The 22,753-nt window shown below is 63.6% G+C and carries 19 protein-coding genes and 1 pseudogene; 14 read left to right on the forward strand and 6 right to left on the reverse strand.

Annotated features, from left to right (window positions below):
- Positions 1 to 71: 71 nt before the first annotated feature.
- A complete protein-coding gene (locus KC8_RS09600; RefSeq protein WP_198360976.1) occupies positions 72 to 2,360 on the forward strand; it encodes an arylsulfatase in 2,289 nt (762 codons plus the stop codon).
- Between the two features lie 59 nt (positions 2,361 to 2,419).
- On the opposite strand, the gene KC8_RS09605 is transcribed toward KC8_RS09600, so the two are convergent.
- From KC8_RS09605 to KC8_RS09615, 3 genes are all read right to left on the reverse strand, one after another.
- Entirely contained in the window at positions 2,420 to 2,770 is a 351-nt protein-coding gene (locus KC8_RS09605; protein WP_050805400.1) for a hypothetical protein, read from the reverse strand.
- A gap of 134 nt (positions 2,771 to 2,904) precedes the next feature.
- On the reverse strand, positions 2,905 to 3,732 hold the full coding sequence (locus tag KC8_RS09610; RefSeq protein WP_010125447.1) for a Coq4 family protein: 828 nt from the start codon (positions 3,730 to 3,732) through the stop codon (positions 2,905 to 2,907).
- Entirely contained in the window at positions 3,729 to 5,468 is a 1,740-nt protein-coding gene (locus KC8_RS09615) for an N-acyl-D-amino-acid deacylase family protein (RefSeq protein WP_198360987.1), read from the reverse strand. The genes KC8_RS09610 and KC8_RS09615 overlap by 4 nt, the downstream gene beginning before the upstream one ends.
- Before the next feature lie 324 nt (positions 5,469 to 5,792).
- Here KC8_RS09615 and KC8_RS09620 point away from each other — a divergent pair, with 324 nt between their 5' ends.
- The 5 genes from KC8_RS09620 to KC8_RS09640 all read left to right on the forward strand — a co-directional run bounded on the left by KC8_RS09620 (position 5,793) and on the right by KC8_RS09640 (position 11,811).
- Positions 5,793 to 6,098, forward strand: a complete 306-nt coding sequence (locus tag KC8_RS09620) for an acylphosphatase (protein ID WP_232455674.1) — start codon at positions 5,793 to 5,795, stop codon at positions 6,096 to 6,098.
- A gap of 142 nt (positions 6,099 to 6,240) precedes the next feature.
- A complete protein-coding gene (locus tag KC8_RS09625) occupies positions 6,241 to 8,367 on the forward strand; it encodes an oxidoreductase (protein WP_010125444.1) in 2,127 nt (708 codons plus the stop codon).
- A gap of 66 nt (positions 8,368 to 8,433) precedes the next feature.
- Positions 8,434 to 9,432 carry a threonine-phosphate decarboxylase gene (locus KC8_RS09630; RefSeq protein ID WP_010125443.1) on the forward strand — a complete coding sequence of 333 codons (999 nt, stop codon included), beginning with the start codon at positions 8,434 to 8,436 and terminating at the stop codon, positions 9,430 to 9,432.
- Complete coding sequence (gene cbiB / locus KC8_RS09635) at positions 9,425 to 10,363, forward strand: adenosylcobinamide-phosphate synthase CbiB (RefSeq protein ID WP_029624528.1); 939 nt, start codon at positions 9,425 to 9,427, stop codon at positions 10,361 to 10,363. Before KC8_RS09630 ends, cbiB begins: the two co-directional genes overlap by 8 nt.
- Positions 10,351 to 11,811 (forward strand): cobyric acid synthase, encoded by a 1,461-nt coding sequence (locus tag KC8_RS09640; RefSeq protein ID WP_010125440.1) that lies wholly within the window; start codon positions 10,351 to 10,353, stop codon positions 11,809 to 11,811. Before cbiB ends, KC8_RS09640 begins: the two co-directional genes overlap by 13 nt.
- Positions 11,812 to 11,963: 152 nt before the next feature.
- Here the strand turns inward: KC8_RS09640 and KC8_RS09645 are convergent.
- Positions 11,964 to 12,216 (reverse strand): annotated as a pseudogene (locus KC8_RS09645) (GIY-YIG nuclease family protein).
- 257 nt (positions 12,217 to 12,473) lie between these two features.
- On the opposite strand from KC8_RS09645, the gene KC8_RS09650 reads away from it, so the two are divergent.
- The 5 genes from KC8_RS09650 (at position 12,474) to KC8_RS09670 (ending at position 16,391) form a co-directional block, all read left to right on the forward strand.
- Complete coding sequence (locus KC8_RS09650) at positions 12,474 to 13,316, forward strand: SDR family NAD(P)-dependent oxidoreductase (RefSeq protein WP_037497146.1); 843 nt, start codon at positions 12,474 to 12,476, stop codon at positions 13,314 to 13,316.
- Between the two features lie 3 nt (positions 13,317 to 13,319).
- Entirely contained in the window at positions 13,320 to 14,171 is an 852-nt protein-coding gene (locus KC8_RS09655) for an SDR family NAD(P)-dependent oxidoreductase (protein ID WP_010127561.1), read from the forward strand.
- A gap of 47 nt (positions 14,172 to 14,218) precedes the next feature.
- Positions 14,219 to 14,692 (forward strand): Cys-tRNA(Pro) deacylase, encoded by a 474-nt coding sequence (gene ybaK / locus KC8_RS09660; protein WP_010127560.1) that lies wholly within the window; start codon positions 14,219 to 14,221, stop codon positions 14,690 to 14,692.
- Positions 14,693 to 14,792: 100 nt separating this feature from the next.
- Positions 14,793 to 15,674, forward strand: coding sequence for an SDR family NAD(P)-dependent oxidoreductase (locus KC8_RS09665; RefSeq protein WP_010127559.1), 882 nt, complete (start codon positions 14,793 to 14,795; stop codon positions 15,672 to 15,674).
- Between the two features lie 111 nt (positions 15,675 to 15,785).
- Complete coding sequence (locus KC8_RS09670; RefSeq protein ID WP_010127557.1) at positions 15,786 to 16,391, forward strand: murein L,D-transpeptidase catalytic domain family protein; 606 nt, start codon at positions 15,786 to 15,788, stop codon at positions 16,389 to 16,391.
- A gap of 66 nt (positions 16,392 to 16,457) precedes the next feature.
- Here the strand turns inward: KC8_RS09670 and KC8_RS09675 are convergent, their stop codons facing one another.
- A complete protein-coding gene (locus tag KC8_RS09675; RefSeq protein WP_010127556.1) occupies positions 16,458 to 17,486 on the reverse strand; it encodes an MBL fold metallo-hydrolase in 1,029 nt (342 codons plus the stop codon).
- A 98-nt stretch (positions 17,487 to 17,584) separates the two neighbouring features.
- On the opposite strand from KC8_RS09675, the gene KC8_RS20095 reads away from it, so the two are divergent.
- Together KC8_RS20095 and KC8_RS09680 are read left to right on the forward strand one after the other, a co-directional pair.
- Complete coding sequence (locus tag KC8_RS20095; RefSeq protein ID WP_192807718.1) at positions 17,585 to 17,740, forward strand: hypothetical protein; 156 nt, start codon at positions 17,585 to 17,587, stop codon at positions 17,738 to 17,740.
- A 141-nt stretch (positions 17,741 to 17,881) separates the two neighbouring features.
- Positions 17,882 to 18,610: a 2OG-Fe(II) oxygenase gene (locus KC8_RS09680; RefSeq protein WP_029624819.1), complete on the forward strand. Its 729-nt coding sequence runs from the start codon at positions 17,882 to 17,884 to the stop codon at positions 18,608 to 18,610.
- An 88-nt stretch (positions 18,611 to 18,698) separates the two neighbouring features.
- Here KC8_RS09680 and KC8_RS09685 read toward each other — a convergent pair whose 3' ends face one another.
- Positions 18,699 to 21,632 (reverse strand): TonB-dependent receptor domain-containing protein, encoded by a 2,934-nt coding sequence (locus tag KC8_RS09685; protein WP_010127553.1) that lies wholly within the window; start codon positions 21,630 to 21,632, stop codon positions 18,699 to 18,701.
- A gap of 159 nt (positions 21,633 to 21,791) precedes the next feature.
- On the opposite strand from KC8_RS09685, the gene KC8_RS09690 reads away from it, so the two are divergent.
- The gene (locus KC8_RS09690) at positions 21,792 to 22,451 is read left to right on the forward strand and encodes a hypothetical protein (RefSeq protein WP_232455675.1); all 660 of its coding nucleotides are present in this window, start codon (positions 21,792 to 21,794) and stop codon (positions 22,449 to 22,451) included.
- The last annotated feature ends 302 nt before the right edge of the window (positions 22,452 to 22,753 follow it).

Raw genomic sequence — 22,753 nt, forward strand, 5'->3', positions numbered from 1 at the left:
TCATGAATCTTGTTGTACTGAATAGTCTCGTACGGCACAATGCCGGCAACAGTCCAACGAGGGAGACGATGATGGGCCGAACGATCAGGACGATAGGGATATCCGCATGTGCGCTGGCGACGATGCTGGCCGCCCCGGCAATGGCCGCAGCGCCAGCGGCGGCAGCCGACACGTCGGCCATCCAGCAGAAGAAGGCCCCCGCCGGCGCACCCAATATCGTTCTCGTCCTGCTCGACGATGTGGGCTTTGGCGCGGCGTCCACCTTCGGCGGCCCGGCGGCGACCACGGCGCTGGATGCGCTGGCCCGCGATGGCCTGCGCTATAACCGTTTCCACACCACCGCGATCTGTTCGCCGACGCGTGCATCGCTGCTGACCGGCCGTAACCCGCACGCCGCCGGCATCGGTGCGGTGATGAATTCGGCGGATTCGCGCCCCGGCTATTCCGGTTTCCAGGGCAAGGACACCGCAACGGTCGCCGAAATCCTGCGCCAGAACGGCTATAACACCGCCGCCTTCGGCAAATGGCACCAGACCCCGGATTGGGAAATCTCGCAGGCCGGCCCGTTCGATCGCTGGCCCACCGGCGAAGGCTTCGAAAAATTCTACGGCTTCCAGGGCGGCGAGACCGACCAGTTCGAACCGACGCTGTATGACGGCACCACCCCGGTGCTGCGCAAGCCGGGCAAGAATTATCACCTGTCCGAAGATCTGGCCGATCGCAGCATCGAATGGATGCGCAGCCAGCATGCGGTGGCACCCGACAAGCCGTTCTTCCTCTACCTCGCCACCGGCGGCATCCATGCGCCGATCCAGGTGCCCGAACCGTGGATCGAAAAATATCGCGGCAAATTCGATCAGGGATGGGACAAGCTGCGCGAGGAAATCTTCGCCCGCCAGAAGAAGCTGGGCGTGATCCCGGCCAACACCAAGCTGACCCCGCGCCCGGAAAGCCTGCCGGCATGGTCCACGCTGACGCCCGACCAGAAGAAGCTCGCGTCGCGGCTGATGGAATCCTACGCCGCGTTCCTGGCGCACACCGATGCGCAGGTGGGCCGGGTGGCGCAGGCGCTGAAGGACAGCGGCCAGTTCGACAACACGATCTTCATCTATATCGTCGGTGACAATGGTGCGTCCGCCGAAGGCGGCCTGACCGGCAGCCTCAATTATATGGGCGCTTTGCAGGGCCTTCCTGAATCCGAAGAAGGCAAGATGGCGCGGATCGACAAGATCGGTGCCGCCGACAGCTATGCCCATGTCAATTCGGCCTGGGCCTGGGCGAACAACGCGCCGTTCCAGTGGACCAAGACGGTCGCGTCGCATCTGGGCGGCACCCGCAACCCGATGGTGATCAGCTGGCCCAAGCGGATCACCGACAAGGGCGGCCTGCGCAGCCAGTTCGGCCACGTCAACGATATCATGCCGACCATCCTGGAAGCCGTGGGCATTCAGGCGCCGGCCGAAGTGAATGGCGTTGCGCAAAAGCCGGTCAACGGCACCAGCCTTGTCTACAGCTTCACCGATGCCAAGGCGCCCGAACGCCACAAGACGCAATATTTCGAGGTCTTCGGCCACCGCGCCATCTATCATGATGGCTGGATGGCATCGGCATTCCACACCCGCCTGCCGTGGGGCATCGGCATGAAGGTCGATAACAAGCCGTTCGAAAGCGACACGTGGGAATTGTACGACCTGCGCGCCGATTTCTCGCAGGCAAACAATCTGGCCGCCAAGGATCCCAAGCGGCTGGACGACATGAAAGCCCTGTTCATGCAGGAAGCCGCTGCCAATCAGGTGTTGCCGCTGCGCGGCCAGTCGATCGTTTCGGGCCTGCCCGATCCCTCGCATGGCGCCAAGCGCGCAACCTATTATCCCGGTTCGATCAGCGTGCCCGAAAAGGCGGTGCCGACGATGACCAACCGGTCCTGGGGGCTTAGTTCCGAAATCGAAACCACCGATGCGTCGCAGGGCGTGATCGCCACGATCGGCGGCACCGCGGCCGGCTGGTCGCTCTACATCGACGCTCAGCGCCGTCCGGTATTCACCTACCGCCTGTTCGACATCAAGACCGTCGATCTGGTCGGTGAACCACTGGCCCCCGGCAAGAACGTGCTGCGCGTCAATTTCGATTATGCCGGCAAGGGCTTTGGCAAGGGCGGGCAGCTAAGCCTGCTGGTCAACGACAAGCAGGCCGCGACAGACAGCCTGCCGGCAACCCCGATGGCGTTCTTCTCGATCAACGAGACGTTCGATGTCGGGCTGGACACCGGATCGGCCGCTGGCCGTTATCCGGAAAATGCACCGATCGGCTATGCCTTCACCGGCGGGACGATCGGCCGCGTGGACGTCGAACAACGCTAAAATGACAATGGAGCGGTTCCGCCTGCGCGGGGCCGCTCCACCCTTGCCTCGTGATTTTTTTAGCGCCGATTGCCGTAGCGCGAATTTTCAAACGAGATGATCGCGCCGGCATTGTCGCCAAGTGGGATCGCCGCCGTGCCGAACACGCCACGCGCACCGCCCGTCCCGATCATCGCGCCGACTTCGCCATCGATTGCGCGATCCGCGCCCCCGCCCGCCGCGCGATTGAGCGCCGCATCCGCCTTCGCTTCGCTGCCGCCTTCCAATGCCGCAGCCTTTTGTTCGGGCGTCAGCCGGATGATCTGGGCGGTATCGGGTTCGGCCGCCAGCGCGGGCGCCGCCAGCAACAGCGCCCCGATCAACAGGCTGGAATGGCTGATGCCCCGCAGGGCCGGGATAAACACTGTCATGATAGCCGAAGTGCTACCACAAAACTGAAGGCCGCGTGAACGGCCGTCAGCGCTAGATCGCGAAACGGGATGCCGCCTTGTCCTGCGGCTGATCCGCGACCGCCATCATCCCGTTCCTTCGGATTTGATCCGGTTCAGGCGTCCACCGCTTCGCGGCCTGCCCACACCATCGACGGGCCGGTGGTGTCGACGAATTCGGCTTCGTGCACGTCCAGCCGCAGCCGCGCTTCCTCCAGCGGCAGGTGCAGCACATCTTCATATTTGGCCATGAACAGCGGGCCGGAGGCATGGCCGCAGCGCATTCCCCGTTCGATCGCATTCTGGCACGTCTGCCACACCGTTGGGTAATGGAGCAGCGTGCGGATCGAATAGCGCATCGTCACGAACAGATAGCTTAACGACACTTCGGTCGCGAGTTCGGGGCTGAGATGCTTGAAATGGTTGGTGATACGGAACCACGCAGGCACCAGTTCGCCCATATAGTTGAAATCACCGCCGGTCATGATGTGTTCCAGATCGTGATTCTGGCCGGCGCGGTAGAGGAAATATTCAAACTGCGTCTTGGGCAGCGGCTTTTCATAAATGACGATATCGAAATTCTTTTCGATCACGTCGCGATAAAAGATGTGGCCCAGCGTCCCTTCCGGAAAGCTCTTGAAATAGTCGGTATCGAAATCCGACAGGAATCCTTCGTTGAACCACGCATCGAGCGCGGGGTTCTTCGCCCGTTCGGCGGTGAACAATTCCTCGATCCGGTCCTTGTCCTGCAACTCATCGAGCAGACCGATCAGCGGGTACATTTCAGCCTGAGCCGGAAAATCCGGGCCGTTGCGCTTGAGCGCGATGTTCGCGATCCATTCGCGCATCCGCGGGTCATTCAGATATTTGGATGAACTGACCAGCACCGAACTTTCGGTGGCAACCGGCTGAACGCCGCGCAACAGATAGGGGATATCATTCATTCCGCAGCCTCCAGCTGTGTCGGGGTTGGTCGGGAACCGCGCACCAGCCGGCCGGGGCGGGCCGCCGTCGGCACATCCCGTTCCGCGATGATGGTTCCCGAAACGATAGTGAAATCATACCCTTCCGCCCGTTGATCGAGCCGGCGGCCGCCCGCAGGCAGATCATAACGCACCTCGGGCCGGCACAGCCGCAGCCGATCGAGATCGATGACGTTGAGATCGGCCTTGTAACCGGGCGCGATCAGCCCGCGATCGTGCAAACCCACGGCACGGGCGGGTTCCAGGGTCAGCATCTTCACCGCTTCGCCAAGGCCGATCCGGTCATCCTTGCGATCGCGCACCCAATAAGTGAGCGTGAACGTCGGGAAGCTGGCATCGCAGATCACGCCATAATGCGCGCCGCCATCGCCAAGGCCGATCACCGTATTCGGATGATCGAGCATCGCGCGAACCGCATCAAGCCGGCCTTCGTGAAAATTGCCCAGCGCGATCAGCAACATCGCATGGCCATCATCTTCCAGAAGCAGGTCATAGGCCACTTCCTCTGGCGTCACACCGCGCTGCCGGGCGAGCGCCGAGACGCTGATATCAAGCGATGGTTCGTAATTGGGTTGTGCGCCCAGCGGGAACATCCAGTCCCATGCCCGGCCCATCTGCGTCAGCGGGTGGCCATCGGCCGGGGCTTCCGCCACCAGCTTGGCCCGCAATGCCGGGTCGCGCATCGCGGCAACCTTTTCCGCCAGCGGCAACATGGCGATCGGCTGGTAGCTGGGGCACAGGCAGAACGGGTTGGTCGACAATTCCAGCCCGGCGATCATGCCAACCGGGCGGGGAAAGACCTGCGCGGTCAACGCCTGACCTTCGGCATGGGCTTCGTCGAGGATCGCCAGCACCGGTTCCCACAATTTCGGGCCGGTATTGGGCGCGGCGAGCGTGAAGGTGGCGGGGCGGCCGGTGCGGCGCATCACATCGCGCAACATGCTGATTTCATCGTCCCAACTGCGCATCGGCACGTCGAGCACCGCCTGGATGATGCCATCGCCCGCATCGGCCAGCCCCATCGCCACCGCTTCCAGTTCGGCCTGCGAGGCTTCGAAGCTGGGGATCTGGCTGCCCGCTGCCGTGCGGTGGATGAAGGTGCGCGACGTGGCGAAACCCAGCGCGCCGGCCTCGATCGCTTCCTTCGCGATCAGGCGCATCCGGGCAAGATCGTCCTCATTGGCCGCTTCGCGCGCGGCACCGCGATCACCCATCGCATAAACCCGCAACGGGCTGTGCGGCAGATAGGCCGCGATATCGATATCGCGCGGCCGCGCATCCAGCGCGTCCAGATATTCGGGGAAACTTTCCCAGGCCCAGTCCAGCCCTTCGGCCATGACAACGCCGGGAATATCCTCCACGCCTTCCATCACGTTGATCAGCAGGTCATGATCGGCCGCGCGGCAAGGTGCGAAACCAACGCCGCAATTGCCGACCACAACCGTCGTCACGCCATGTTGGGACGACGGGTTGAGCCGATCCGACCAGATCGCCTGCCCATCATAATGGGTGTGAACATCGACAAAGCCGGGGGTGACGACACGCCCGGCGACATCGATTTCGCGCGCGCCGGCCCCGGCGACCACGCCGACCGCGACGATCCGATCGCCGCTGATCGCCACGTCACCCAATTGCGGTTCGCCGCCATTGCCGTCGGCGACAAGGCCGCCCCGCAACACGAGATCATAATCCGCCATCGTCATCCCACTCCATCATGCCGGCCCGGTGGGTGCATCGCCCGCCGGATTTCTGTGGTGGGCAGTATCATGCGCAGGACAGCGCTTGGCGATGGCGAAATGCCGCCAAGTTTATTCGGAATGACTCAAATCCGGCACGGCATGGGCGGCGATCGACGCCACCGCCCGTTCAAAAATTCCCGGCGATCGGAATGGCAGGCCGGTTTCGCCCCGCTTGCGGGTCCAGGCCGGTCGCCTCGACGCAGGCGCTACGAAAATGCCGTTCTCGCCGCCGAAGCGGCATGGTCGCAGCCGATGATTTTGGTCGTGAAATGGCGTATCGCCATGGCCTCCACCAGGGTTGAAATCATCATGATGATCTATCGCCATTTGCGCATCCACGGCCGTGTGCAGGGTGTGTATTTTCGCGGCTGGACGATCGAAACCGCAGGCGAAATGGGCCTGGCCGGATGGGTCCGCAATCGCCGTGACGGCACGGTCGAAGCCCTCGTCGCCGGGGATCCGGTGGCCGTCGCCGCCTTTGTCGCGATGTGCCGCCATGGCCCACCCGCCGCGCGGGTCGACCGGATCGACGAAACCGACGTGCCGGCGGAACCATTGTCGGCATTCACCGGACGGCCGACCGAATAACGCCGGCAACCCACAAAATTGTGTTTGAGAGCGACACAATCTTATCCTTAAGTGCGCTCGCCATGGCATCAGCCGGGGCCATGTTCTAGCCTCGCCGCCAAACTGCCCGGGTTGCGGGCCGCCAATCAGGACGACCGTTTCGATGACCAGCAGCTACACCCACCTCACCTCGCCCGGCCGCATCGGCAAGCTCGACCTGCGCAACCGCATGGCGGTGACCGCGATGGGGGCCAGCCTTGCAGAACCGGACGGGCATTGCGGCGAACGCATCGTCCGTTACCACGAGGAACAGGCCAAAGGCGGCGTCGGCCTGATCATTACCGGGGTGGCTGGTGTCGCCTGGCCGGTGGGCGGCAATCAGGTGAACCAGATCGCGATTTCGGACGATCGTTTCCTGCCCGGCCTGACCGCGTTGACGCAAGCAGCCCACAAACATGGCGCGAAGATCGCCGCCCAGTTGCACCATGGCGGGCTGGTGGCGATGGAAGATATGCTGGCCGGCCGGCCGGTGTGGGCGCCATCGATCCCCAAGCCGCCCGAAGGCGATTTCACCGAAGCGTTCCTGCTGGAAGAAATCGCCGCTGCTCCGTTCGGCCGGATCAAGAACGTGACGCTGCAGGTGATGACGGTGGAGGATATCCAGACCGTCGTCGGCCAGTTCGCCGCCGCCGCCGATCGCGCCAAGCGGGCCGGGTTCGACGGCATCGAAATCCATGGCGGCCACGGCTATCTGCTGGGATCCTTCGTGTCGGCGACGTCGAACCGCCGCACCGACGAATATGGCGGATCGCTGGAAAATCGTGCGCGTTTTCTGGTCGAAGTCGTGCGCGCGATCCGCGCCGCCGTTGGCCCCGATTTCCCGATCTGGTGCAAGGTGGATTCACGCGAAGTCGGCAAGAAAGGCGGCCTTACGATCGACGATGGCATCGCCGTCGCCAAAATGGTGGAAGCCGCCAGCGCCGATGCGATCACCGTCACCGCTTATCATGATACCGCACAGGCCAAGCTCCATTCGGGATCGCACACCCCGCACGAACCGGGCCTCAACCTGCCCTTCGCGGCGAAGATCAAGCGGGCCGTCGGCATTCCGGTGATCGCATCGGGCCGGGTGGAACCGGAAGTGGCAGACGCGCGGATCGCCGACGGATCGATCGATTTCGTGTCGATGGGCCGCAAGCTGCTGGCCGATCCGTATCTGCCCGCCAAGATCACCGCTGGCCGCCCGCAGGACGTGCTGCCATGCGTCTATTGCTACACCTGCATCAGCGCGATCTACGTCTGCGAACCGCTGCGCTGCGCGGTGAACCCGGATACCGGCTACGAATATCTGCGCCCCGCGACCCAAAAGGGCGGCAAGCGCGTGGTGGTGATCGGCGGCGGTCCCGGCGGGATGGAAGCCGCGCGCCGGCTGGACGATGCCGGCCATCAGGTGATCCTGATCGAACAGGCGAACCAGTTGGGCGGCACGCTGCGCTTCGCGTCGCTGGCCTATCCGGCGAATGAACGGCTGCTCAACTGGTTGCGCCGCAAGATCGCGGCCTCGAAAGTCGATCTGCGCCTGAGCACGCGGGTAACGCCGGAATTGCTGCAATCGCTGGCCCCCGATGCCGTTGTCGTCGCCACCGGCGCGGTGCGCGGCATGCCGCCGATCCCCGGCAACGAACTGCCCCATGTGCTCAGCGGCGATGACATGCGCGGGCTGATGCTGGGCGAAGATTCGGACGAACTGAAGCGCAAGGTCGGCTGGGCGACGCGGATGGCGACGAAGATCGGCGCGGCCACGGGGCTGACCGCCAACCTCGAATTTGTCCGCAAGATCAGCCATCGCTGGATGCCTTTGGGCAAGAATGTGGTGATCGTCGGCGGCGAACTGGTCGGCCTCGAACTCGCGGAATTTCTGTCCGAACGCGGCCGCACCGTGACGGTGGTCGATGAAGCGCCGCGCTTTGGCGCGGGTCTCACCATCGTGCGCCGGATGCGCCTGCTGGCCGAACTGAAGGAACATGGGCTGGGGCTGCACCCCCAGTCCACCGACATCCGCATCGAACCGGGCACGGTGCGCTTCACCGATCGCAAGGGCGACGCGCAGGCGATCGCCGCCGATCATGTCATCGTCGCCAAGGGCGCCACCAGCAATCTGGCGCTGGCCGATCAGCTGCGCGCGCAAGGCTATGACGTCCACACCGTCGGCGATTGCACCGGCGTCGGCTATATCGAAGGCGCGATGCGCGGCGCCGCCACTGCCGCGCGGGCGATATCCGCCGCCTAGGGGCTTGCCCCTATCCGCGAAATCGCGAACAGCAGTCGCCAGCGGATAAGCATAACGGGACGGCGGTTGTTGGCGAACGAGTGGACCTATCATGGCGGCCGGCTAAGCAGCGCCCGTGCAGCCTATCCGCAAGCGCCCGAACCGTGGATCGACCTGTCGACCGGGATCAATCCGCATCGCTGGGATGCGGATCGCGCCGGCCCGGTCGACTGGGGCGCATTGCCCGATGAAGCGGCGCTTGGCGCACTGGTGCAGGCGGCGGCGGCGGCGTTCGGCGTCGATCCCGCCCGCGTTCGCGCGCTGCCGGGCAGTGAACTCGGCCTGCGCCAGATCGGGCTGTTCAACACCCCCGGCCCGGCCCGCCACGTCGCCCCCGGCTATCGCAGCCATGCCGCAGCCTTGCCCGCCAGCCGGCCGATCGCCACCGACGCGCTGATCGACGAAGCGGCGCAGGGTGGGACGATCCTGTTCGCCAACCCCAACAATCCCGACGGCCGCATCCTGCCGCGCGCGGCCTTGCACGCGGCGGTGGATGCGGCGGTCCGCGCGGGTGGCTGGCTGGTGGTAGACGAAGCGTTCGCCGATGCCTGCCCCGGCACCAGCATCCTGCCCGGCCTTGATCCGGCAGCCCCAGTGATCGTGCTGCGATCGTTCGGCAAGTTCTTCGGCCTGGCCGGCCTGCGGCTGGGTTTCGCCATCGCCCCGGCCGATCGGCTGGCGGCACTGGATGATCGGCTGGGCAGTTGGCCGGTTTCCACCGCCGCGATCCAGATCGGCACGGCGGCCTATCGTGATCGGGGCTGGATCGCGGCCACGCGCACGCGGCTGGGGGATGATGCCGCCGCGCTCGATGCGGTGCTGCGCCGCCACGGCTTTGCCCCTGTCGGCGATTGCCCGTTGTTCCGGCTGATCGAAACCGACGATGCCGCCGGCCTGTTCGATCGGCTGGCGCGCCACGGCATCCTGACGCGCCCGTTCGATTATGCCCCGCGCTGGCTGCGGCTTGGCCTGCCCGATGGGCCAGGCGCGCTCGCCCGGCTCGATCGCGCGCTTCAGCATGGCTGAACCCATCGCGCTGGCGGCGCTGATCCTCGATGCCGCGATCGGCTGGCCGCGCCCGCTCTACGCCCGGATTGGCCATCCCGTCGGGCTGTTCGCAAAGCTGATCGGAGCGTGCGAGGCGCGCTGGAACGCGCCGGCCCGGCCAGCGGGGCAGCGCCGGCTGCTCGGGATCGTGACCGTGCTGGTGTTGATCATCGTCGCCGGCAGCGGGGGTTTCCTGATCGAACGGGCGATGCACGCGATGCTGGGGAACTGGGCGTGGCCGGCGATCGCGCTGCTGGCCTTCCCCGGCCTCGCCCAGCGCAGCCTGTACGATCATGTCGCACCGGTGATGCGCTGCCTTGCCGCCGCTGATCTGCCCGGCGCGCGGGCGGCGGTGGCGATGATCGTCGGCCGCGACACCGCAGCCCTCGACCAAGCCGGCGTCGCGCGCGCCGCGATCGAAAGCCTCGCCGAAAGCTTTTGCGACGGGATCGCCGCCCCCTTGTTCTGGCTGCTGCTGTTCGGCCTGCCCGGCATCTGGATCTACAAGGCGATCAACACCGCCGACAGCCTGATCGGCCATCGCGAGGAACGCTGGCGCGCGTTCGGCTGGGCGGCTGCGCGCAGCGATGATGCGCTGAACCTGATCCCCGCGCGCCTGTGCGGCATCATCCTGTGCATCGCCGGCGGGGGCGGCTGGGCGGTGCTATGGCGCGATCATGCGGCCCACGCCTCGCCCAATGCCGGCTGGCCCGAAGCCGCAATGGCCGGGGCGCTGGGCCTGCGGCTCGCCGGGCCGATCGCTTATGACGGCACGATCGCGGACAAGCCCTGGATCGGCGACGGGCGCGCCGATGCGGGCGCAGCGGACATCGCCCGCGCCCTTGCCCTCTATCGCCGCGCCTGTCTGCTGCTATGGGCGATCGCAGGAGGCGTCGCATGGCTGCTTTGATGTTGCAGGGAACCGGCTCCGACGTCGGCAAATCGGTGCTCGTCGCCGGGTTGTGCCGTGCGCTTGTGCGGCGCGGGCTTTCGGTGCGGCCGTTCAAGCCGCAGAACATGTCCAACAATGCCGCCGTCACCGTCGACGGCGGTGAAATCGGCCGCGCGCAGGCCATGCAGGCATTCGCCGCACGGGTCGAACCGCATACCGACATGAACCCCGTGCTGCTGAAGCCGCAGGCCGATCGCACGTCGCAACTGATCGTCCATGGCAAGGTCCGCGGGACGATGGGTTCGTCCAATTTTCGCGAGGGGCGCCGCCCGCTGCTGGTCGAGGTGATGGAAAGCTATCACCGCCTTGCCACCACTTGCGACATCGTCGTCGTCGAAGGCGCCGGATCCCCGGCCGAAATCAACCTGCGCGCCGGCGACATCGCCAATATGGGCTTTGCCCGCGCCGCGCATGTGCCGGTGGTGTTGATCGGCGATATCGATCGCGGCGGGGTGATCGCGGCGATCGCGGGCACGCGCATGGTGATCAGCCCGGCCGATGCGGCGATGATCCACGGCTTCATCGTCAACAAGTTTCGCGGCGATCCGGCGCTGTTCGACGATGGCTATCGCGCGATTGAACGGCTGACGGACTGGCGCGGCTATGGCGTGGTGCCCTGGCTCAGCCCGGCCGTGCGCCTGCCGAGCGAAGATGCAGTCATCCTGGAACGGCGGGCCGATCGCGGCAATGGCCGGCTGCTGATCGCCTGCCCGATCATCCCGCGCATCTCCAATTTCGACGATCTCGATCCGCTGCGGCTGGAACCGGGTGTGGACCTGATGATGGTGCCGCCCGGCCAGCCGATCCCAGCCGAAGCCGCGCTGATCATCCTTGCCGGATCGAAGGCGACGATCGCCGATCTGGCGGCGCTGCGCCGCGAAGGCTGGGACGTGGACATCATCGCGCATCATCGCCGTGGCCGGCCGGTGCTGGGGCTGTGCGGCGGCTATCAGATGCTGGGCCGCCGCATCGCCGATCCGCACGGGATCGAAGGCGTGGGCGGCACGGTCGACGGGCTGGGCCTGCTCGACGTGGAAACCACGCTCCAGCCGGTCAAGGCGCTGCGCCACGTAACCGGCGAAGCGCTGGGGGGTCGTTTCTCGGGCTATGAAATGCATATGGGCGAAACCGGCGGCGGCGATACTGTCCGGCCCTTCGCCCGGCTTGACGATGGGCGGGTCGACGGCGCGATTTCGGCCTGCGGCACGGTGATGGGCAGCTATGTCCACGGACTGTTCGGCGATGCCGGGCTGCGCGGCGCCTTGCTGGCGCATATGGGCATCGCCGCCACGGGGCAGGATTATGCCGCGGACGTCGATCGCGCGCTCGACGAGATCGCCGCCTCTCTCGAAGAGCATGTCGACATCACAGCCCTGATCGCCCTCGCCGAGGGCGCCGGGCGCTAAGCGGCCCGGACAAATGCGAGGGGCTGCCATGACGGCAGATATCCGCGAATATCGTCCAAATCCTGCCTGTCGGGACCCGACGACATTGCGGACGTTCGTTAAATCTCGTCGTCACCCCGGGCTTGACCCGGGGTCCCGCTTTGACGGTGGCGTCAGGCAAGGTGCGAATAGAGATCGAGCCACTCGGGATTACCACGCTCGATCAGCGCGAATTTCCATTCGCGCCGCCAGCGCTTCAGGCGCTTTTCCTGTGCGATGCCACCGATGATGGAGGCCACCTGTTCGGCCCATACAAGTCTGTCCAGCCGATAACGCCGCCAGATGCGATGTCACGCCCACATACATGGTGCCCCGATAGCGATCGGCCATGATGTAGACCCAGCCGCCTTGCCGATCCCGTTCCATGACAGCAGAACAGAAGAAGCGGGACCCCGGGTCAAGCCCGGGGTGACGGGGGAAGGATGTCCGCTCCCCCCGACCTTTCAGTCATCCGGCCAACCAGCAAGCCTTCCCGATAACAGACGATCATTCAGGTCAGAATTTGTCCGCGCCGCGCCGCCCGGCCCGCGCAACAGGCTGGCGGCTATCGGCAAATCCACGGATTGCCGCCCGATGGCGATCGGGGCATGGTCCGTCTCCTGACCAAAATGGCGGGAGAGGGCATGACCGGATCGCTGGAAGGGCGCGTGGCGCTTGTCACCGGGGGCCGTCGCGGGATCGGGGCTGCGATCGCGCACCGGCTTGCGGCGGCCGGGGCCGCAATCATCATTGCCGCAGAGGGCCGTGACGATGCCGGTATTGCCAAAACCGTGGACAGCATCACGGCATTGGGCGGCCGGGCACAGGCCATCGCGTTCGACCTGGCCGATCCGATGGCCCGTGCCGATGCCGTCGCGCGCGCCGCTGCGCCATTCGGTGCGATCGACATCCTTGTGAACAATGCCGCGATCAACAATTATGCCCCGGCCAGCGCAATGGACCCGGCCTATCGCCACCGCCTGTTCGAAGTGAACGTCCATGGCCCGGTCGATCTGATCCAGCAAGTGCTGCCGGCGATGAAGGCGCAAGGCTGGGGCCGGATCGTCAACATCTCGTCCGCCACCGCGCGGCCTGCCGGAATTCCCTATTCCGGCGATCCCGCCCATGTGCATGGTACGGCGGTCTATGGCGCATCGAAACTGGCGCTCGAACGCTTCACGCGCGGGCTGGCGGCCGAACTGCATGGCACCGGGATCACCGTCAACGCGATCCACCCGACAGCGGTGTGTGTCACCGACACCAACTCGATGGCGGCGCGCGCGGCGCTCGCCACGCATCCCGAATGGGCCGAAACAAGCGATATGATGGCCGAAGCCGCGCTGCTGCTGATCGGCAATATGCTGACCGGGCTGGTTCTGCCCAGCCGGGACGTGCTGTTCCTGCTGCAAGCGCCGCTGCATGCGGGCGACGGCCGCACGGTGATCGGTGACGCGCACCATATCCCCGCCCTGATTGAGGGGGCCTGAGCCATGGCCGCAACCCTCGATCGGCTCGATGGCCGCACCGCGCTTGTCACCGGGGCCAGCCAGGGCATCGGCCGCGCCATCGCCCTGCGGCTGACGTCACTGGGCGCCGATATCGTCGTCACCGCATCGGGCCGCGATCCCGATGCGCTGGCCGAAACGCAACGGTTGATCGAGGCGATCGGCCGGCGCGCGCACGGGCTGTCCGCCGATCTGGCGGATGCCACCGCCCGCGCACGGCTGGTGGATCAGGCCAGCGCCGCCCTCGGCCCGATCACCATCCTCGTCAACAATGCGGCCAGCGCCGGGGCCTTTGCCCCGCCCAGCAAGATCGATCTGGCCGCGCGTCACGCCGCGTTCGAACTCAATCTTCACGCGCCGCTCGATCTCATTCAGGCGGCATTGCCGGCGATGCACGCGGCCGGATGGGGCCGGATCCTCAACATCACTTCGGAAACCGTGTCGCAGCCGCCCATTCCCTATGTCGGGCCGACCAAATTCATTCATGGGCTGGTTGCCTATGGCGCATCCAAAAGTGCGCTTGACCGGGTGACATTGGGGCTGGCCGCCGAACTGCATGGCAGCGGCGTGCATGTGAACGCGGTCAAGCCCTACAAGATCTGCGCCTCGGAAAATGCACTGGCGCTGGCGCGGATGACGATGCCGCACCATCCCGACTGGATCGAAGGCGTCGAGATGATGGCCGAGGCATCCACGATCCTGATCGCATCGTCCTTGACCGGCATCGTCGCCAACAGCCGCGATGTCCTGGCGATGACGCAATCGTCGCTGCGCTCCGCCGATGGCGCGCACATCATCGGCGATGCACTGACGATCCCCGATCTGCCGCCAGCCTGAACCAACGGGCTGGACAGCCGCCAGTCTGCGCCGATAGCAAACCCGCCATGTCCAAAAGCACTCCCGCCACGCGTGCGCTGGCCCAGTCCGGCCTCCCCCACACGCTCCACACCTACGATTATCAGCCCGATGCCGCGAAGGTCGGCCTGCAGGCCGCCGAAGCCCTGGGCGAACCTGCGCACCGCGTGCTCAAGACGCTGATCGTCAAGGTCGATGGCAAGCCCGCCTGCATAATGGTGCCGTCGGATCGCGAAGTCGGCATGAAGAAGGTGGCGGCGGCCTTTTCGGCCAAGGCGGCGACGATGATGCCGCCGGCCGACGCCGAACGCATCACCGGCTACAAGGTCGGCGGGGTCAGCCCGTTCGGGCAGAAACGCAAACTACCGACCGCGATCGAAGCGACCGCGCTGGATGAACCCTATGTCTATCTGAACGGCGGCCAGCGCGGATTGCAGGTGCGGATGGCGCCCGATGATGCCCGCAGCGCCGCCGACGCCGTGGTGGCCCAACTGATCGCTTGATGGAGCCGCTTGTCAAACTATCCGCGCTTCCATAATGAATATGGTTCAATAATATACGGCCGGCAGATAGCGCCGCCGGAACCTGTCTGGGGGAAGATTCATGGCGACGCATCAGGCGATCAAGACCGCGTTCATCACCGGCGCCAATGTCGGGCAGGGCAACCTGCTCACCAAGGCGCTGGCCGCGCGCGGTGTGCATGTGTTCGCAGGCGTGCTGCCCGGCGCGCCGACCGATCTGGTCGATAGCGACCGCATCACCGTGGTCGATCAGGATGTTTCCAACACCGAATCCGTGCTCAAAAGCGCCGAGGTGGTGAAGCAGGCATTGGGCGATCAGGGCCTCAATCTGTTGCTCAACGTCGCCGGTGTCGCCAATGTCGCCGTCGGCGTGATCGAAGGGGTGAAGATCGATCAGGTCGAACGGCTGTTCCAGATCAACGCATTCGGCCAACTGCGGGTGATCCAGGCGTTCCTGCCGATGCTGCGCAAGGCCAAGGGCGCGCGCATCGCCAATTACAGTTCGGGTGCGATCATCGCCAACCCGGTCGGCGCCGGCCCCTACAACATGACCAAGCACGCCATCCACGGCATGACGTTGACCCTGCGTCACGAACTGGCGCCGCTGGGCATGCAGGTGACGTCGATCATCCCCGGCGGGGTGATGACCGGCATGTCGGCCAACGCCCACGCCAACACCCGCAAGACCTGGCATGAACAGCCCGCCGAAATTCTTGAAGTTTACGAAGCCCCGCTCGGCAATGTCGTGAAGCAGGTTCTGCCCGACATGCTGGAAAAAAGCGGCAACACCCCCGAATATGCGGTGGCCGAAGCGCTCAAGATCATCGACCTGCCGAAATGGAAGCCGATGCATTATGTGGGCCGCGACGTGAAGCCGATGGGATTGATGCGCCGGCTGCTATCCGACAGCCAATTGGAAAAGGCGATCCGATCGACCTTCAAGATCCCGACCGCACGGATCTGAACCGCCCGGCGGGCCGCAGCCGGCAAAGGCCCCGCTTTTGCGTTCTTCTGTCGTCGAACGACGCAAAGCGTGGTAAAAGAGGCTGTAAGCGGGCAGCGCGGGCCGGATGATATGATTGCTTCGCGACGAGAATTCCTGCTGGCGGGGGGAGCCGCGCTGTTGCTGGCGCAACACGGCACCGCCTTGGCCGCGACCACGATACCGGGCCATATCGATCCGGCGCTGTTCCGCCGCGCGCTACGTGCGCTTCAGAACCATGGTTCCCGCCTGCTCCATCGCGATCGTATCGGCATCGTCGATTTCAGCCGGGTATCGCGCGTGCCCCGGTTTCACATCGTCGACATGGCAAGCGGACGCAGCACCGCTTTATTGGTGGCCCATGGCCGCGGATCCGACCCCGATCATCGCGGCTGGGTGGAGCGTTTCTCCAATCAGCCGGGGTCGCTTGCGTCATCCGCAGGTGCCTATGCCACCGGCGATCTTTACATCGGCCGTCATGGGCTGTCCCGCCGCCTGATCGGCCTGGATACCGGAAACAGCAATGCAGAGGCGCGCGCGATCGTGATCCACGCAGCGCCTTATGTCTGCCCCGAAATCATCGCCCAAACGGGCAAACTAGGCCGCAGCGAAGGCTGCTTTGCCTTTCAGCAGACTGATCTGGATGCCGTACTGGACCGGCTCGGCCCCGGGCGACTGATCTACGCCGGTAAAATATGAACGCATCAGCCAAACGGCGATTCCACCCAGTGTAGCCAGCCGATGCCGGAATATGAAACGACGGGATCAGGGTTCCAGCGGATACCCCGCGTCACGCCATCCGTGCATGCCCCCATCCAGCGCGATGGCGCGGCCATATCCCAGTTCCCGCAACGTGGCCGCTGCAAGGGTCGATATCTTGCCAAATTCGCAGCATGTCAGGATGCGTACGGTAGGATCGGGCAATTCGGTATTCGCACGCAATTCCAGCTGGCCACGCGGCAGATGCACGGCTCCGGGTATGTGCCCGGTTTCGTACGCGTCCTTTTCCCGAATATCGAGGATCACCAGATCACGGCCGTTGCCACCGATCCGGGCCTTGAGTTCCGCCAGCGCCATGAACGGCACCTTCGCCGCCGCTTCGGCAAGCAATTGCGCAACCGTCTTGCCCCCGCTCATATTCGTGCGCAGCGCCTCGGTCAGATGGGTGGGCGCAGCCAGATCAAGGTGCTGCATCATATCCACGAAATCGGCGCGCTGCGTTTTCCGCAGTCGTGGATTATCCGCGATCTCCGCCCCGATCGTCGAATGCGAACGCCCCTTATAATCATGCGCGGGGAAGACCAGCGTCTCGGGCGGCAGCCTCAGCAGCTTGCCGAACAGACTGTCATACAGCGCACTGGCATCCCCGCTCGGCAGGTCGGTTCGCCCGGTTGCGCCAATCAGCAGCGTATCGCCGGTGAACACGCGATCGTCCGTGGCCAGGCACATCGAATCCCGCGTATGGCCCGGTGTGTGCAGCGCTTTCAGCCGCAAACCGCCCACGATCAGCATTTCCCCGTCATCAAGGCGCATGTCGACATAGGGCGCGGGGCTTAGCCGGTGCATCACCACGGGCACATGCCAGGCCCTGGCCAGTTCCCGGCTGGCGGAAAAATGATCGGCGTGGGTGTGGGTGTCGATAATATAGCGGATATGAACGCCCTGCTGGCTGGCAAGGCCCCGATAATGATCGATCTGCGCCAGTTCGGGATCGATCAGCACCGCCGCGCGCGTAGCTTCGCACCCCAACAGATAGGATTGGCATCCACCCGTCGCCACCTGTTCGAAGATCATGTCCGCTCTCCTGAACCACAGTCAAAGTTTGCGCTTCAACCACGATCCCGGCAAGCCGGTACCAAGCCTGCCCCCTTTTTGACGCACGGAAACGCACCATGGCCGATTCACTGGACGACCGGATCATCGAAACACCCGAAGGCCCGATGACATGGGCCGCATGGAAGAAGAAGCATCCGGTTCAGGTTCCATCGCGCCGGACAAAGGGAAAAGACCTGCCCAACAAGGTGAAACGGTCGACCGACGAGGTCTGATATGATCGGCCGGATGGCGTCGTCCAGCGGCCTGGAAATCACAGCATGTCAAGACAATCGATCAACAGACCGATACAATCGGATCGGAAACCAATCCGGCGCGGTTGTCTCCCACACCCAAAGACGCCTAATCCTGTCGGCATGACAACCGTTATGCCACGTGTGAACAAGGCGCTGGACATCCCTGCGCTCGCGGCGACCTTCGCCAGAGATGGGCGCGTACAAATTAACGAGTTTCTCGAACCAGAATTTGCGGCCCATCTGCATCGCCACCTTCAGGAACGCGACGATTGGCTGCAAATCATCAATTCCGGTGACAAGATATTCGAACTGTCACGCGCAGCCCGCATGGCATTCGACGCGGACCGTCAGGCGCGATTGGATGACGCCGTGGATAAGGCTGCGCGCTTCGGTTTTCAGTTCCGCTATGAAGCACTGCGGGTTGAGGACGATATTAGCCTACGAGCCGCCCGGCATGATCCTCTGCACATGTTCGCCCGGCTCCTTTGTTCCGAGCCAGTGCTGGATCTACTGCGCCATATCATCGGCGTCGCAACGCTGAACTTCGCTGATGCGCAAGCCACCGCTTATTCCGCAGGGGATTTTCTGTCTGCCCATGACGATGCCGTGACGGGCAAGAACAGGATCGCCGCCTATGTCTATGGCCTTACGCCTGCTTGGCGACCTGAATGGGGCGGCCTGTTGATGTTCCACAATGACGACGGCCACATCCGTTCCGCGCTCACGCCCCGCTTTAACACCCTAAATCTGTTTGCCGTGCCGCAAGTACACAGCGTGAGCCAGGTCACATCCTTTGCCGACGGCCAACGCATTTCCGTCACAGGCTGGCTGCGCGACACAACCGCCTAGTCCAAAATCGTCCAAAACCGTTCGCCATAAAAAAGGGGGCGGAACCGAAGTTCCGCCCCCTTTCCCGATCGAATGATCAGAACGTCGATCAGAAGCGCAGCCGCGCCGAGATCGAGAAGTAACGGCCCAGCACGTCATAGGTGCTCGGCAGCGTGTTCGACTGTTCACCGTTGCCGCCAGTCTGCTGGCTGATAACAAACGGAGGACGCTTGTCGAACAGGTTCGACACCGTACCCGTGAAGCGAAGATTGTCGTTCACGTCCGCGCTGAGGGCAAAATCGAAGTAGCTATACGCCTTGATCCGCTCGGCAGCATAGTCCGTGGCGGGATCATCATCGCGCACCGCGCTCTGATAACGCCATTGCAGCGACGTCGTAACCGGACCGGCGGCCAAAGTGGTGCGGAACGCATGCTTCCACTTCGGGATCGGCTGGCCCGACGGCACCGAGGTGCTGCAAGCGACACCGAACTTACCGGCGCATTCATTCACGATCGGCACGCCGACGACCGGCGTGAAATCATATTTGAACACACGCGTTCCGTTGAAGCTGAAAGACAGCTTCGGTTCATTATCGAACATCGCGAACGGCAGCGCGGTCGAATAGACCAGGCCCACGTCCAGGCCGCTGGTCTTCAGGCCACCCGAATTCTGGCTCTGGTCGACAATCCGGTCGACCTGACCCAATTCGTTGCGGGAGATCAGATCGCAGAACGACTGAATACCTGCATCGAAGCAACCCGCAAAAATGTTGCCCTGGCCGTAGGGGTTGATGAAACCCGTGACCTTGATGCTGTAATAATCAACCGTGGCGCTGAAGCCTCGCAGGAACGTCGGCGTGAACACGCCGCCGACCGTGAAGGTCTTCGACTTTTCTTCGCGCAGATTGGCATTGCCCGACTGGAACGACGGCGGATTGACCGTGTTCGAGTCGTTGACGCTGGAATCACCGACCAGATTGAGCGGCACGCCATTGGCAACGCAGCGATCGATAATCACCTGGCTGAGGCCCGAATCTCCGCAAGGATCGCTCTGACCATCGAAGCTGACCGTCTGTCCAAGGAACAGTTCCGAAACGCTCGGCCCGCGGATCGCGCGCTGATACTGGCCACGGAAAGTCAGATCATCGACGACCTGCAGCTGGGCACCGGCCGCCCAGGTGAACACGTTGCCCGGCGCATTCGAATAATGCGTATAACGTGCCGCGCCATTGACTTCGAACTTCTTGACGAAGGTGTCCGCCAGCAGCGGGATGTTCACTTCGCCGAAAAATTCGCGAACGCTGTAGCCGCCCGCGGTGGGAGCACCCGGGTTGAAGCCACCGACGTTACCCGAGGCAAGGAAGGTATCCGGCGTGGTGCTGCCACGTTCCGAACGCCATTCCGCACCAAGCGCGACGCCGACACCGCCAGCACCAAGATCGAACAGTTCGGAGTTAGTGACTGCGATGCTGGCAACCTGCGTGGTATATTGTTCGAGGTTGGTGGCACCAATGCCCAGATAGGCAGCAGCCGGACCGGACAGATTACCCACGCCAAACAGATTGGCAGGCACACAACCGGCAGCACGCGCATCCGCCGAAGCGCAAACCAGCGTGCCGCCACCCGGCAGACCCGCAATCGGAGTTGCCGAGACAGCACCCGTTGTCGGATCCTGGAACGCCGTTTGCAATGCGTTCTTGAAGTTCGTCAGTGCGATATTACCGGACTGCCGCTGCGAGTTCTTCGTGCGGGAATACATATAGTAGCCGTCATAGGACCAGCCACCGCCAATATCGCCATCGGCACCGATGACCATACGATAAGCGTTGCGTTCGTCCTGTTGCAGACGCCCGCCCAGACCGATCGTACGGAAGCCATACACCGGCGAAGTAATGTAGCCGTCCCCATCAGTATCGAGGGCATTCAATGCATTCTGCAGCGTCGGAGAGAAGAAGGGCGAATTCGTCTGCAATGTGATCGGCCCGAGCGAGCCGGCATTCAGACCGCTGCCGAACGGCGTAGAGTTACTCACCGGAGTGGCCGCCAGCAGGTTATCCACCCGGTTGTTGACGAACTGGGCTTCCATATAGGGACGGAAACCGCTGCTGACCTCATATTGCGCACGCGCGGACATCAGGAAACGCTCTTGCGGAACCTGAAGATAGTTCACCGGATTGGTGTTGTAGGCGTTCGCGCTCGAATCGTACTGATTGGGGCTGCCATCCGGGCTGAAGAAGATATCGGTTCCGCCGAAACCGAGAGCGGTATTCAGGCCCGGAATACGGATGCGGCCTTCCGGGATCGAACCCGAACCACCGGGCACGAACGTGCCATCATTCAGATCGTTGAAGCTGTTGCGCGTGTAGCTGCGCGCGGCCGCGAAGATCGGCTTGCGCTTATAGTAATCGAGCGACAGCGTGACGTTACCGCGGCCATCGGCGAAGTTGGCGCCGATCGTGCCGTTGACGTCAAAACGCGAGCCATCACCCCGGCCGCTGAGTTCCTGCGTTACGCCAAGTTCGATACCTTCGAAATCGCGCTTGAGGATGAAGTTTACCACACCCGCGATGGCGTCGGACCCGTAAACAGCCGAACGGCCACCGGTGACGACGTCGACACGCTCGATCAGCGCCTGCGGGACGGTGTTGAGATCGACGACCTGGGTAACGTCGAACGAAACATAACGACGGCCATTGACCAGAACGAGCGTACGGGCAGTGCCGAGGCCGCGAAGGTCGACCGTGGCAACACCGCCACCCGGGTTGTTCGACGTACCTGTCGTCGACGCCATCACCTGCGGCATGTCGTTCAGAACGCTTTCGACGTTCGTCTGGCCCTTGAGTTCGAACGCCTGCGACGTCACGACCGCAATCGGGCTTGCCTGATCGAGATCAGGCCGCGCGATGCGCGAACCGGTGACGACGATAACGCTGCTGTCGTCCGCTGCATTATCCTGCGCGAAGGCCGGCGCGGTGGCGAGCACGAGGCTGAGCACCCCGGTGCTGAGCGCCGATCGGCCGAGCAGTTTTTGTGTTTTGGTCACTATCCAGTCCCTTATTCTGGAGTGCGTCGGGCCATTACTCGGCCCAAAGTCCCAACCATCGGGCGGCCATTGCACGGCAAACCGCGGAAGGCCCCCTTTCCGGCATGATGGGGTGATGCCGGATGCCATTCCGAGTTGTAAAGCTGAGGTTCAGCTTTGTTGACCGGTTCACAACTTGCTGTCGCACAATTGCAACAGTGGCTGACACCTAAAAGTCATGCCATCTTCGGGCCGAAAGTAACTTTTCGCCGCCCATCGGAGGATTGTATGAAATATTCGAAAAGTGGTCTCGTCATTGTTGCATGCATCGTTGCTATACCAGCCACAAGCCTGGCCGCAGAGCAACGCGAACCGCGCGCCGACGCCTTTCGTAAACTCATCGACTGCCGGGCGGTGCAGGAATCCGCCGCGCGGCTGGCATGCTATGATTCACAAGTGGCGGTGCTGGATTCCGCCGAAGCAAGCAATGAACTTGTTATTGTTGACCAAAATCAAATCCGAAAGACCAAGAAAACGCTGTTTGGCCTGAGTTTGCCAAACCTTGCCATCTTCGACAACGACCGCAAGTCCGACTCCGACAGAAACGAAGAACTAACTGAAATAGAATCAAAAATTAAAAACGCCTATCCGATACGTGGCCAATCCGGTCGCTGGATCATTATTCTTGAAGACGGCGCACGCTGGGCACAGGCCGAAAGCCGGCAACTTTCTCGCGATCCCAAACCGGGGATGGCAGTCAAGATCCGCAAAGCCGCCATGGGCAGTTACTTCGCCAATATTGATGGACAGACTGCCATCCGCATGCGCCGGGAGAATTGAACGTCCCGGTTACGCCGCCGCACGACAATTGATCACGACACAGGTCACGCGGCGGCGCTCACGGATTGGCGAAGGCGACTGAACAAATTCAGAAAATGCCGTCGATCAGAACCTTCCCCAAATTGCCGCGCGTCCAGACGCCCCCGCCCCATGCCTGTTCGGCTGCGCTGCGGCGAAGTCGTGGTTGATGATGTTTGGCGCAACCGGCCAGGCATGTTCGCCATGCTCGCGCATCAGTGCCGCCGTGCGTCGGCGCTCTGTGGCGAGGCCGTCATCCTGCAACTCGCACATGATGCGCGAGC

The organism is Sphingomonas sp. KC8, assembly GCF_002151445.1.
Classification (GTDB): Bacteria; Pseudomonadota; Alphaproteobacteria; order Sphingomonadales; family Sphingomonadaceae; genus Sphingomonas_E.